Raw genomic sequence first — 13,415 nt, forward strand, 5'->3', positions numbered from 1 at the left:
CTACTTGCCACCGGTCGTCGCGATCCCCTTGACGAGGTACCGCTGGCCGACGAGGAAGGCGAGGAAGATCGGTAGGAGTGACACCACGCTCATCGCGAACTGCGAGCCCCACGAGGTGGCGACCGTCGAGTCCACGAACGAGCGCAGGGCGACGGGAACCGTGTACATGTCCGGGTCCGTCAGGTAGATCAGCTGGCTGAAGAAGTCGTTCCACGTCCAGATGAACGTGAAGATCGTGGTGGTGGCGAGCGCCGGTGTCATCAACGGCAGGATGATCTGGAGGAAGATCCGCGGGTGGCCGCAGCCGTCGATGCGCGCCGCCTCGTCGAGTTCGCGCGGCAGGCCGCGGATGAACTGCACCATCAGGAAGACGAAGAACGCGTCGGTGGCGAGGATCTTCGGCACGATCAGCGGCAGGAACGTGTTGACCCAGCCGATGTTCGAGAACAGCACGTACTGCGGCACGATGATCACGTGGATCGGCAGCATGATCGTGCCGAGCATGATGCCGAACCACCACCGCTTGCCGGTGAACTGCAGCCGGGCGAAGGCGTAGGCGGCCATCGAGCACGACACGAGGTTGCCGACGATGCAGCCGAGCACCAGGATCGCCGAGTTCAGCAGGTAGGTGCCGAACGACGGCGTGAGAGCGTTCCAGCCCTCGGTGTAGTTCTCGGTCTGGAGTCCGTCGAGGATCAGGCCGGGACTGCGGAAGATCTCGTCGCCCGGCCGCAACGAGCTCGCGATCATCCACAGCACCGGGTACAGCATCACGAACCCGATCAGGACCAGGCCGAGATGCTTGACCGGGGTGGCGAGCCTTCTAGTCGTCATAGAACACCCAGTACTTCGCCGCCCAGAAGTTGACCGCGGTGAACGCGGCGATGATCAGCAGCAGGAACCACGCCAGCGCCGACGCGTAACCCATGTCGAACCGGCTGAAACCCTGCTGGTACAGGTAGAGCGTGTAGAACATGGTCGAGTCGGACGGGCCGCCGGTGCCGCCGGAGACGACGAACGCCTGCGTGAACGACTGGAACGCGTGGATGATCTGCAGCACCAGGTTGAAGAACAGGATCGGCGAGAGCAGCGGCAGGGTGATCCGCCGGAACTGTGACCACCTGCTCGCCCCGTCGATCGCGGCGGCCTCGTAGTAGACCTCCGGGATCTGCCTCAGCCCGGCCAGAAAGATGATCATCGGCGAGCCGAACGTCCACACGTTCAGCACGATCAGCGTCGACAGCGCGGTGTCCGGGTCGGAGATCCAGCCCCTGCCCTCGACGCCGAAGAAGCCCAGCAACCGGTTCACCAGTCCGTCGGTGCCGAAGACCTGCGTCCACAGCACCGCGATCGCCACGCTCGACCCGAGCAGTGACGGCAGGTAGAACGCCGAGCGGTAGAACGCGAGCCCGCGCAGCCCGCGGTTGAGCAGCAGCGCGACGCCCAGCGCGCACGCCAGCTGCAGCGGCACGGAGACGAGCACGTAGGTGAACGTGACCCGCAGGGCGTTGTGCAGCCGGGAGTCGCTGAGGATGCGCAGGAAGTTGTCGAATCCGATGAACCTCGGCGGCTGGATCAGGTTGTACTTCGTGAAGCCCAGCGCGAAGGACGCGATCACCGGGCCGATCGTGACGAGGAGCAGTCCGGCGAACCAGGGCGCGAGGAACCAGAACGCGGCTCTGTTGTCACTTTTCCGTACCTGGACGCCACCTCGGCGCAGTTGACGCAGTTCGTCTAGAGCGCTCATCGACCCCCGACCTCGCCGTGTGGAAAACGCTTTCCGGAGTCTGCATCGGTGCCTGATGAGCGTCAAGCAAGCTGTCGAATGCCGTCGAACGACCGTGTCGAACGGCGTCGAACAGCAGAGGTTTCGAAACCATGGCGGCAGTTGACAACGTTCCACCGCGGTCGCTGAAGCTGTTGCGCCCCAGCGCAAAACCTCACCCAGCGCCAGCGAGTCCCTACTCCACCGCGCACTTCACACCGTTGAACGAGAACGCGGCGGGCGGGACCGGACGGCCGCGGGAGTTGCCGTTGAAGCCGAACTGCACCGACTTGCCCGCCTCGATCTGCCGGTTGTAGCTCGTGTTCGCGGCGCTCACAATCGACCCGTACTGCCTGCCGGACGCGTCCCACATCTCGCGGACGCTCTCGCCGTTCGAGAAGGCCCACTGCAGCGACCAGCCGTTCACCGCGGCGGTACCGGTGTTACGCACGGTCACGCTCGCCTGGAACCCGCCCTGCCACTGGCCGGTGATCCGGTAGGAGACGGCACAGGCCTTCGCCGGAGGCGGCGGGGTCGTGGTCGTGGGAGGCGGTGGTGGCGGCGCGGGGGTCGTGGTCGTCGTGGTGGGGGCGGGTTTCGAGGTGTCGGAACCCTCGCAGGGCGGGCCCCACAGCCCTCGCCTGGCCGCGGACGCCTCGTCCCGGGCGTTGATCAGCGGCCCGCTCTCGACACCCTCGGGTTTCAGGGCGCCCTGCTGCACGGCGAGCACGGCGTAGTCGGTGCCGTTCTCCAGTTCCAGGTCCACCACGCCGATCTCCAGTCCGGTGAACCTGACGGAGCTCGCCAGCAGGGTCGACCTGGCGAAGGAGAGCGAGGCCTGCGCGAAGCACGCCTTCGGTTCCGCCAGCGACGCGACGCGGACTATCGTGCCGTCGGCGAACTCGACGGTCCGCGCGTCGATCACGTCCCGCACGACGGTGAGCACGTCCTGCGGCGGCACCACCTCGTTGACCAGCGTCGGCGGTTTCAGCGGGGACTGGGGCGATGACGACGGTGCCGGGGGTTCCGCTGAGCACGCGCCCGTGAGCAGCAACAACATCACCAGCAGGTGCTTGCGCGCCACCGTCATTCTCCCCCGACAGGCTGTCTCGTGTGGACGACAGTACTCACCCGAGCCACAACCCGATCCAGGCGACGACGAGCAGGAACGCCACCATGCCCGCGAAGTGCCACGGCGCCAGGTCGAGGCTCCTGCGCACACCACCGCCATCGGACGGCGCCGGGTGCGGCCGGTGCTGCTCGATGGCCTCCCGGATCCGGGACTGCACCCGGCTGCCCCGCAACGAGCTGGCCGCGGAGAAGGCGCCGACGGCGACGTTGATCCGCTGCCCCGAGGTCGTGACGAGGGCGACCTCCCGCGTCGCCTCGACCGACGCGAGCTCGGCCCACGGCACCCAGTACCTGCGGAACCAGTTCACGACCAGCACACCCGAGTCGTGGACCTCCACCACCGAGTGCGCGCCGACCATCCACATGAACCACGTGAGCGGCGCCATGATCGCGATGAACTCCAGCTGGTGCCCGAACCCGTTGCCGGGGAACGGGTTGAGCAGCACGTACGTGCTCGTGCCGAGCGCGCCCAGCGTCACGACCCAGCTGAAGGTGCTGTCGAACTTCCTGCGCAGCACCACCGCTGCCCTGCCCCGGTTCATGGGCACACCCTAGTGGCGTGACCCGGAACGTCGGCGAGGTAATCCACGCTCAGCAGGACACCTCGCGGCGCCGCCCCCACGCCCCCGTACAACCAGTACGAGAACGTGGGGGCGACACCACGATGCACCCGTCTGACCCCGAATTCCCCCGGCAACGTTCCACAACCGCACGGAGATCGGGTGGGCGTCGCGCGCGATGAACGCGCTGTCGAGCTCGGCGCGCAGTACGGGCAGGTAGACCGAGCCCGCGATCGCGAAGCTCGGGCCGGTGAGCACCAGCACCTCCAGGTCCAGCACGTTCGCCAGCGTGCGCGCGGCGGCCGCGAAGTACCGGGCCGACCGTTCGAGCAACGCGACCGCACGGGTGTTGCCCTGCCGGGCCGCCCTGCTGATCGCCGCGAAGTCCGCCGCGACCGGCGTGGCCGCGCGGGTCCGGCCTCCGACGAGGCCCGCCGCGCGACTCAGCGCCCGGTCGGCCCGCGCCTGCTCCACGACCGCGGCGGGACCGGCCAGCACCTCCAGGCACCCACGCGCGCCGCACCGGCACCACGGGCCGTCGATGTCGAGGCAGGTGTGGCCGATCTCGCCGGTGTGACCGCTCGGGCCCCGGTAGGTGGCGCCGCCGAGTACGACGCCGGCGCCGACATCCGTTCCCATGAACAGCGCGGCGAACGTCGACGTCGCGCCGACGCCGCCGGACCAGTGCTCGCCGATCGCCGCCGCCGTCGCGTCGTTGTCGAGCACCACCGGCAGGCCCGTCGCCCGCTCGAGCGCACGGCCGAACTCGTGGTGCTCCGACGGACGTGCCGCCACGAGTCCCAGCCCGAGGATTCGATCGCGTTCGACGCCGACGCTGTCGATCAGCGCGCCGACCTCGCGAGCCACCCTGGCGACCACGACCGCCGGCTCGTCGGCGGCCGCGCCAGGGCGCGAGATCCTGGCGACGACCGCTCCGCCGAGGTTCGTCAGGACGTAGGTGATCCGCGCGTCGTCGAGGTGCACGCCGACGGCGTAGCGCGCGAAGTGGTTGAGCTGCAACATGACCCGGCGCTTGCCGCCGGTCGACTCGGCGTGCCCGGTCTCGGCCACCAGCCCCTCGTCGATCAGGCCGCGCACGACGGTGGAGATCGTGCCGCCGGTCAGGCCGGTGGCGTTGACCAGGCCGACGCGGCTGATCATGCCCGCCGCCCTGACCAGGTCCAGCACGGCCGCCCTGGTGCTGGCGTGGGTTACCCGCGCCGGTCCGCTCACAGCACTCCTCCGTCGAACGACGAACTTGATCCATCGACAACCTCGGATCAGTAAAGCATCCCGAGGCGTTGACTTTCTTTGTTTAGTCACTGAAGAATCCTCGCCGCGAACCACCCAGCCTCGGGAGGATCAACGATGTTCCTGCACAAGCGGCTCTGCGCATTAGGTCTCGCGGTCCTCGTCGCGGCCACTGCTGCCTGCTCCGGCTCCAGTGGCGCGGGCCGGCCACGCGACACGCTCGTCGTCTACACCGGGCAGGCCGGCGACTTCCAGCTGAACTTCAACCCGTACGCACCCACCCAGATCGAGGGGCCCGGAACGATCTACGAACCGCTGTTCTTCTTCAACATCGCGAAGGACGGACCGCCGAAGCCCGTGCTCGGCACCGAGTTCGGGTGGAACGCGGACGGCACGGAGCTGTCCGTCACCCTGAGAGACGACGTGACCTGGTCCGACGGCGAGAAGTTCACCGCCGAGGACGTCAAGTTCACGTTCGACATGGTCGCGAAGACCCCAGCGGTCAACAAGACCGGCTTCAAGGGGACGACGACCGCGGTCGACGACACGCACGTGGTCATCAAGTTCCCCGAACCGTCCTACATGGACGGACCTCAGGTGCTGGGCCAGCTGTGGATCATGCCCGAGCACGTCTGGAAGAACTACCCGACGCCGGCGACCGAGGTGAACGCGAACCCGGTCGGCACCGGTCCGTTCCAGCTCGGCGAGTTCAAGGCGCAGTCGTTCACCCTCAAGGCGAACCCGAAGTACTGGGGCGGCGAGCCGGCGGTGAAGCAGGTCCGCTACCTGTCGCTGTCGGGCAACCAGGCGGGCGTCGACGCGCTCAAGGCCGGTTCGATCGACTGGCAGACCGGCCCGGTCCCGGACGTCAAGGACGTCGAGAAGAACTACCCCGGCTACCGGGCGGTCACGTTGCCGCTCAACCAGGTCGCGCTGTTCACGTGCTCCGACGCGCGGCTCGGCTGCCAGGGGCCGCAGACCGATCCGGCCGTGCGCAGGGCGATCTACCACGGGATGAACCGCACCCAGATCAACTCGCTGGCCTTCCAGAACACCGGCAGCGAGATGTCCCCCGGCTTCACGCTGCAGCCGCGCGACACGGCGTTGCTGTCGGACAAGCTGACCGACCGCATGGCGCCGATGAACGCCGACGTCGCCAAGGCCACCGAGCTGCTCACGTCCGCCGGGTACGTCAAGGGTGCGGACGGCATCTACGCCAAGGACGGCAAACCGCTGGCACTGACCGTGAAGGTGGTCGCCGGCTGGACCGACTACATCACCGCGCTGGAGACCCTGAGCCAGCAGCTGCTCCAGATCGGCGTCAAGATCACGCCGCAGCAGCTGTCGTGGAACGAGTGGGCCGACGCGCGCGGCCGCGGCCAGTTCGAGCTGCTGATCGACTCGGTCGAGCAGGGTCCGGCGCCGGACCCGTACTACACCTACAGCTACTTCTTCTCGACCGCGACCACCGCACCGGTCGGGCAGGCCGCCAACCCGAACTTCGCCCGGTTCAGCAACCCGGTCGTGGACGCGGCGCTGGCCGAGCTCAAGAAGACCGACCGCGGCGACCCCGCGCGGCAGGCGCACTACGACACCATCCAGGTCGAGCTCGAGAAGTCCATGCCGTACATCCCGGTGCTGACCGGCGGTGTGCCGAACGTGTACAACGACAAGGCGTTCACCGGCTGGCCGACGAAGGACGACCTCTACGCGTTCCCCGCCGTGTGGAAGCGGCCGGACGCCTCGCAGGTGTACGCGAAGCTCAAGCCCGCCGGGTCCTGACGATGGGCTACCACCTGCGCAAGGTCGCCTTCTACCTGGTGGCACTGTGGGCGGCGGTGACGCTGAACTTCGTCATCCCGCGGCTGTTGCCTGGCAACCCGGTGGACATCCTGATGGCCAAGCTCCAGCAGCGCGGCGGGTCCGTCGACCCCGCCGCCCGGCAGGCCTACGAGACGTTGCTCGGCACCGGCGGGCGCGACTCGTTCGCCCAGGAGTACCTGGCGTACCTGAGGAACCTGCTGCGTGGGGACCTCGGGGTGTCGGTCAGCGCGTTCCCGGCGAAGGTCACCGACGTGATCGGCGACTCGCTGCCGTGGACGATCGTGCTCGTCGGGCTCGCGACCCTGATCTCGTTCGTGCTCGGGGTCGGGCTCGGCGCGCTCGTCGGCTGGAAGCGCGGCACCTGGCTCGACTCGCTGGTGCCCGCGACCACGATGCTGTCCGCGGTGCCGTACTTCTGGCTGGCACTGATCCTGGTCGCGCTGCTCTCGTCGGGGCTCGGCTGGTTCCCGCTCAACGGCGGCTACGACGTGGTCCTGGATCCTGGCTGGAGCGCGGAGTTCCTCGGTTCGGCGCTCTACCACGGCACGCTGCCCGCGCTGACGATCGTGCTCTCCTCGGTCGGCAGCTGGTTGCTCGGCATGCGCAACATGATGGTGTCGGCCATGTCGGAGGACTACGTGCTTACCGCGCGGGCCAAGGGCCTGACCGGCAGCCGGGTCATGGTCCGGTACGCGGCGCGCAACGCCGTGCTGCCCTCCGTCGCCGGGTTCGCGATCTCACTCGGGTTCGTCGTGTCCGGGTCGATCGTCACCGAGCAGGTCTTCTCCTACCCCGGCATCGGCTCGAAGCTCCTGCAGGCCGTGCAGAACAACGACTACGCGCTCATGCAGGGGATCTTCCTGGTGATCACGATCGCGGTGCTCGGCGCGAACCTCGTCGTCGACCTGCTGTACGGGTTGATCGACGCCCGCACGAGGGATCGGAGCACGGTGTCATGACCTGGTCGGGAAAACTCGCCGCAGGGCTCGGCCTTGCGGGTCTGATCGTCCTCTTCGGACTCGTCGGTCCGCTGCTCACCGGTGATCCCGCCACGATCAGGGACATCGGGCTCACCCCGCCCGGCGACGGGTACCTGCTGGGCACCACGGTCACCGGCCAGGACGTGCTCGCCCAGCTCACCCACGCCACCCGAGGATCGTTGTGGATCGGCGTGCTCGTCGGGGTCATGGCGACGGTGCTGTCCGGTGTCTTCGGCATCGTCGGCGCGTACGCGGGCGGTGTCGTGGACGAGGCGTTCTCGTTGTTCTCCAACGTGATGCTGGTGATCCCCGGCCTGCCGCTGGTGATCGTCGTCGCCGGGTTCGTGCCCGCCGACCAGCGCGGTACGTGGACGATCTCGCTGGTGCTCGCGATCACCGGGTGGGCGGCGGCCGCCCGAGTGCTGCGCGCGCAAACGTTGTCGTTGCGCAACAGGGACTACGTGGCCGCCGCACGGGTGTCCGGCGAGAAGACGTGGCGGGTGATCTGCGTGGAGATCCTGCCGAACCTGTTGCCTATCCTGGCCTCCCAGTTCGTGTTCGCCGTCATCCTCGCGATCCTGAGCGAGGCGGGCCTGTCGTTCCTCGGGCTCGGGGCAGCCGACTCCTCAACGCTCGGCACGATGCTCTACTACGCGCAGAACGGCTTCGCGCTGCAACGCGAGGCGTGGTGGTGGTTCGTCCCGCCGGGGTTGGTCATCGCTCTGTTCGGCGGCGCGCTCGCCCTCGTCAACTTCAGCATCGACGAGATCATCAACCCCGCGCTGCGCGAACGGGTCCGGCGCCGGCGTGACGTCGTGGCCACCACACCCGTGGTCGCGGCCGAGGACGAGGACGTGGTGCTGACGGTCAGCGACCTCAACGTCGTCTACCAGGGCACCACACCCGTGCACGCCGTCAAGAACGTGTCACTCACGTTGCGGCGCGGCGAGATCCTCGGACTGGCGGGCGAGTCCGGCTGCGGCAAGACCACCCTCGCCTACGCGATCAACCGCCTGCACCGGCCGCCGGCCGAGGTCACCTCGGGGTCGGTCGTGTTCGACGGCGTCGACGTACTGGCGCTGGGCCCGGAGGAGCTCCGCGCGTTCCGGTGGGTCAGGCTGTCCATGGTCTTCCAGGGCGCCATGAACTCCCTGAACCCGGTCACCCCGATCCGCGCGCAACTGCAGGACGTCCTGCGCACGCACCGCCCGGCGATGTCCACTTCGGACCGTGAGGCCCGGTGTGCGGAGGTGCTCCGGCTCGTCGGCGTCGATCCGGCCCGGCTCGGCTCCTACCCGCACGAGCTGTCCGGCGGCATGCGGCAACGCGTGATGATCGCCATGGCGTTGCTGCTCGAACCGCAGGTCATGATCATGGACGAGCCCACCACCGCTCTCGACGTGCTGGTGCAGCGCGAGATCCTCAACGAGATCAAGCGGCTGCGCGACGAGCTGCGGTTCGCGGTCGTGTTCATCACGCACGACCTGCCGTTGTTGCTGGAGCTGAGCGACCGGATCGCGGTCATGCGCGAGGGCGAGGTCGTCGAGTACGCGACGGCGGAGGAGATGTACCTGCGGCCACAGCACCCCTACACGCGGCAGCTGCTCGCGTCGTTCCCCAGTCTGACCGGCGAGCGAGGAGCCCTGATCCGATGACCACGCTCGAAGTCCGCGACCTCACCAAGACATTCCACCGGCACCGCGCGGTCGACGGTGTCTCCTTCACGCTCACCGCCGGCCGGACCGTCGCGCTGGTCGGCGAGTCCGGGTCGGGCAAGTCGACGATCGCGCGGATGATCGCCCGCCTGGTCCGTCCCACCTCCGGCGAGATCACGCTGACCGGCCAGGGCGGCGAACCCGTGGCGCGGCGGGCGTACCGCGACCACGTGCAGATGATCTTCCAGGACCCGTTCGCCTCGCTCAACCCGTTCCACACCGTCGAACACCACCTCGCCCGGCCGCTTGTCCTGCACGGGCGCTCGCGTGCGGAGGTGCCTCACCTGCTGGAGCGCGTGAGCCTCACCCCGGACCTCGCCCGCCGCCGGCCGCACGAGCTGTCCGGCGGGCAGCGGCAACGGGTGGCGATAGCCCGCGCACTCGCACCGGGCGCGAAGGTGATCATCGCCGACGAACCGGTGTCCATGCTGGACGTCTCGATCCGGCTCGGCGTGCTCAAGCTGCTCGACCGGCTGCAACGCGAGGAGGACCTCGCGGTCCTCTACATCACGCACGACCTGGCCACCGCCCGGCACTTCTCCGACGAGGTCCTGGTGATGCACCGGGGCCGCATCGTCGAACGAGGGCCCGGCGACGACGTGCTCCTACGTCCGCAGGACCCGTACACCCGGCAGCTCGCCGCCGCCGCGCCCGATCCGGAAGCCCGTTTCCGACAAGGAGGACAGCCTTGATCCGCCAGTACCTGCACGACGGCTGGCAGCTGACCGCGGCCACGAACGAGGTGCCGGACAACATCCGGGGCCGCACGGTGCCCGCCGCGGTGCCCGGCAGCACCCACCTCGACCTGCTCGCGTCCGGGCTGATCACCGACCCGTTCCTCGACCGGGCGGAGGAGGAGCTCGCCTGGATGCACCGTGCGGACTGGCGCTACAGCACCACCTTCCTCGCTGCCACGGCCAGGCCCGGACAACGGGCCGACCTCGTGTTCGACGGCCTCGACACCGTCGCCACCGTCGAGCTGAACGGGCATGTGGCCGGGCAGACGGCGAACATGCACCGCGGCTACCGGTTCGACGTCCGCGAGTTCCTGGTGGACGGCGGCAACGACCTGACGGTGTCGTTCTCGTCGGCGCTCGCGCACGCCGAGAAGGTCGAGGCCGCTCTCGGCAGCCGGCCGCACGTCAACGCGCACCCGTTCAACATGGTGCGCAAGATGGCGTGCAGCTTCGGCTGGGACTGGGGTCCGGACCTGCAGACCGCGGGCATCTGGCGGCCGGTGCGGCTGGAGCGCTGGCACACCGCGCGCCTGGCCCGAGTTCGCCCGATCGTCACCGTCGCCGGCACGACCGGGCAGGTCGAGCTGCACGTCGACATCGAGTGGACGCCGGACGCCGCCGAGAACCTGACACTGCTGATCACCCTGGGCGCGCACAAGCGCACCGTCATCGTCCCGGCCGGTCAGACGACCGTGGTCGCCCGCGTGGACGTGCCCGGCGCCGAGCTCTGGTGGCCGGCCGGACACGGCGAACAACCGCTCTACAACCTGGACGTCGTGCTGCGCGGCGAGTCCGAGCGGCTCGACAGCACGGCCAAGCGGATCGGGTTCCGCACGATCACCGTCGACACGACCCCGGACGAGCACGGCACGCCGTTCACCGTCGTCGTGAACGACAGGCCGCTCTTCGTCAAGGGCGCCAACTGGATCCCCGACGACCACTTCCTCACCAGGATCACCCGTGAGCGGCTGGTGCGGCGGGTGGACCAGGCCGTGGCCGCGCACGTCAACCTGCTGCGGGTGTGGGGCGGCGGGATCTACGAGTCCGACGACTTCTACGACGTCTGCGACGAGCGCGGAGTCCTGGTGTGGCAGGACTTCCCGCTCGCGTGCGCCGCGTACCCGGAGGAGGAGCCGATCCGCGGTGAGCTGGAGGCCGAGGCACGCGAGAACGTCGCGCGCCTGATGTCCCACGCCTCGCTGGCGTTGTGGAACGGCGGCAACGAGAACCTCTGGGGGTTCGCCGACTGGGGCTGGCCCGAGCAGCTGGACGGCCGGACGTGGGGCCTCGGTCACTACGACGAGCTGCTGCCCGGCATCGTGGCCGAACTCGACCCGACCCGGTTCTACTGCCCCGGCAGCCCGTACAGCCCGGTGGACGGCTTGCACCCCAACGACGAGGACCACGGCACGCGCCACGACTGGCACGTCTGGAACGAGGCCGGCTACGAGCACTACCGCGACCACGTGCCGCGGTTCTGCTCGGAGTTCGGGTTCCAGGGCCCGCCGGCGTGGGCCACGCTCACCCGCTGGATCCACGACCGGCCGCTGACCCCGGACTCGCCGAGCTTCCTGGCGCACCAGAAGGCCGAGGACGGCAACGGGAAGCTCGCGCGCGGACTGGCGGCGCGCCTGCCCTTGCCGGCGCGGTTCGAGGACTGGCACTGGGCGACGCAGCTCAACCAGGCGCGGGCGGTGGGCTTCGGCATCGAGCACTTCCGCTCGTGGTGGCCGCGCACGGCCGGTGCGATCGTGTGGCAGCTCAACGACTGCTGGCCGGTCACGTCCTGGGCGGCGATCGACAGCGAGGAACGGCTCAAACCGCTGTGGTACGGGCTGCGCCACGCCTACGCGCCCCGGCTCCTCACCTTCCAGCCGCGCGGCGACCGGCTCGTGCTCGTCGCGGTCAACGACCACGACGAGCCGTGGGACGCGCACCTCACCCTTGATCGGCAGACGTTCCGGGGGGTCACGTTGCACCTGACTAGACTGCGCCGGACGGTGCCGCCCCGCTCGGTCCTCTGCCTGGACCTGGAGGACGCGCTGCTACAGCCGGCGAACGACGACGCGGAGGTAATGGTGGCGACCACCGCCGAAGCCCGCGCGATCCTGCCGTTCCGGGAGGACGTCGAACTCGCGTACGACCCGAGTCCCCTTACCGCGCAGGCACAAGCCGTGCGCGGCGGGTACGAGGTCGAGGTGCGGGCCGGCTCGTTCGCACGGGACGTCGCCGTCCTGGCCGACCGGGTGGCGCCGGACGCGGTCGTGGACGACTCGCTCGTGCCGTTGCTGGCCGGAGAGGTGCGCGTGTTCCACATCCGCACGGACGCCGTCGTCGACCCGGCTGCCTTCACCGATCCGCTGGTCCTGCGCTGTGCCAACGACCTCCGTGCGGTGCCCGATGTCCGGTGAACCGACGGGCGCGGTGGGCCTGGTGCTCGCGAGGCCCGCACGCCTGCTCGGGGTCGAGCCGTTCTTCATGGAGTTCATCGCGGGCATAGAGGAACGGCTCGCCGAGCGCGACCTGTCCGTTCTGCTGCACATCGTGGCGGACCACGAGGCCGAGATCGCCGCCTACCGCCGCTGGGCGAGCCGCGGCCTGGTGGACGCCGTCGTGGTGGTGAACCCGGTGGCGGACGACCCGCGCCCGGCCGTGCTCGCGGAGATCGCACTGCCCGCGGTGGTCGTCGGCGACGATCCCCGGCTGCCCTCGGTCCGCACCGACCACGCCGGGCCGGTCGCCGAGGCGCTCGGGCACCTGCTCGACCTGGGGCACCGGCGGATCGCCAGGGTCACCGGCCCCTCGGCGTTGCTGCACACGCGGGCCCGCACGGACGCGCTGCTGGCCGGATGCGCACGGGCGGGCGTCGACCCGATGATCGTCGAGGGCGACTACTCCGAGGAGGCGGGCGCCAAGCTCACTACCGCGCTCCTGAGCGGGCCGGAGCCGCCCACCGCGATCCTCTACGACAACGACGTGATGGCCGTGGCGGGACTCGCCGCGGCCGCCGCGCTCGGTGTCGCGGTGCCGGACCGGCTCAGCCTGGTGGCGTGGGACGACTCGACGCTGTGCCGGCTCGCCTCCCCCGCCCTCACGACCATGAGCGTCGACGTCCACCAGTTCGGCGTGTCGGTGGCGGAGTCGGTGCTGGAGCGGATCGACGGCGGCCCGGTCACGCCGCGCTGGTCGCCGACCGCCCGCTACCTGGCGCGCGGCACGACGGCCCCCGCGTCCACTTAGGACACGTCCGTCCCTGAGGACACCACGGCACCGGTGGCAGACAGGCGGTGTGAACGCTAACAGATCTGGGCCGAACACAGCATGAGAGATGCTTTCAGTCGCGACATTGCTCAAAGTTAACGCTCACATTGAGCGTTGACCTCTCGGCAACCTCGTGGCTACATTCCGTTGCAGCGCCGCGACCGCAGTTTCGCCGAGCGACTGGAGCATCC

General features: G+C 69.3%; 11 protein-coding genes. 6 read left to right on the forward strand and 5 right to left on the reverse strand.

What is annotated here, in order from left to right:
- The 5 genes from IG04_RS0122295 to IG04_RS0122315 form a co-directional block, all read right to left on the reverse strand.
- Entirely contained in the window at nt 1–834 is an 834-nt protein-coding gene (locus tag IG04_RS0122295) for a carbohydrate ABC transporter permease (RefSeq protein ID WP_051770412.1), read from the reverse strand.
- On the reverse strand, nt 824–1,747 hold the full coding sequence (locus IG04_RS0122300; RefSeq protein WP_030478628.1) for a carbohydrate ABC transporter permease: 924 nt from the start codon (nt 1,745–1,747) through the stop codon (nt 824–826). The genes IG04_RS0122295 and IG04_RS0122300 overlap by 11 nt, the downstream gene beginning before the upstream one ends.
- A gap of 214 nt (nt 1,748–1,961) precedes the next feature.
- The gene (locus IG04_RS0122305; RefSeq protein ID WP_159460452.1) at nt 1,962–2,849 is read right to left on the reverse strand and encodes a cellulose binding domain-containing protein; all 888 of its coding nucleotides are present in this window, start codon (nt 2,847–2,849) and stop codon (nt 1,962–1,964) included.
- 43 nt (nt 2,850–2,892) lie between these two features.
- Entirely contained in the window at nt 2,893–3,438 is a 546-nt protein-coding gene (locus IG04_RS0122310; protein WP_084401118.1) for a PH domain-containing protein, read from the reverse strand.
- Nucleotides 3,439–3,447: 9 nt separating this feature from the next.
- Complete coding sequence (locus IG04_RS0122315) at nt 3,448–4,689, reverse strand: ROK family protein (RefSeq protein ID WP_051770418.1); 1,242 nt, start codon at nt 4,687–4,689, stop codon at nt 3,448–3,450.
- 135 nt (nt 4,690–4,824) lie between these two features.
- On the opposite strand from IG04_RS0122315, the gene IG04_RS0122320 reads away from it, so the two are divergent.
- The 6 genes from IG04_RS0122320 to IG04_RS0122345 are packed head-to-tail and all read left to right on the forward strand — an operon-like array spanning nt 4,825 to nt 13,203.
- Nucleotides 4,825–6,489 (forward strand): ABC transporter substrate-binding protein, encoded by a 1,665-nt coding sequence (locus tag IG04_RS0122320; RefSeq protein ID WP_030478632.1) that lies wholly within the window; start codon nt 4,825–4,827, stop codon nt 6,487–6,489.
- 2 nt (nt 6,490–6,491) lie between these two features.
- A complete protein-coding gene (locus tag IG04_RS0122325; protein ID WP_030478633.1) occupies nt 6,492–7,490 on the forward strand; it encodes an ABC transporter permease in 999 nt (332 codons plus the stop codon).
- A complete protein-coding gene (locus IG04_RS0122330) occupies nt 7,487–9,166 on the forward strand; it encodes a dipeptide/oligopeptide/nickel ABC transporter permease/ATP-binding protein (protein WP_084401116.1) in 1,680 nt (559 codons plus the stop codon). The genes IG04_RS0122325 and IG04_RS0122330 overlap by 4 nt, the downstream gene beginning before the upstream one ends.
- Nucleotides 9,163–9,918, forward strand: a complete 756-nt coding sequence (locus IG04_RS0122335) for an ABC transporter ATP-binding protein (protein WP_030478635.1) — start codon at nt 9,163–9,165, stop codon at nt 9,916–9,918. The genes IG04_RS0122330 and IG04_RS0122335 overlap by 4 nt, the downstream gene beginning before the upstream one ends.
- On the forward strand, nt 9,915–12,374 hold the full coding sequence (locus IG04_RS0122340; protein WP_030478636.1) for a glycoside hydrolase family 2 protein: 2,460 nt from the start codon (nt 9,915–9,917) through the stop codon (nt 12,372–12,374). Before IG04_RS0122335 ends, IG04_RS0122340 begins: the two co-directional genes overlap by 4 nt.
- Complete coding sequence (locus tag IG04_RS0122345) at nt 12,364–13,203, forward strand: LacI family DNA-binding transcriptional regulator (RefSeq protein ID WP_030478637.1); 840 nt, start codon at nt 12,364–12,366, stop codon at nt 13,201–13,203. Before IG04_RS0122340 ends, IG04_RS0122345 begins: the two co-directional genes overlap by 11 nt.
- Nucleotides 13,204–13,415 lie beyond the last annotated feature (212 nt).

The organism is Lentzea albidocapillata, assembly GCF_000719115.1.
Classification (GTDB): domain Bacteria; phylum Actinomycetota; class Actinomycetes; order Mycobacteriales; family Pseudonocardiaceae; genus Lentzea; species Lentzea albidocapillata.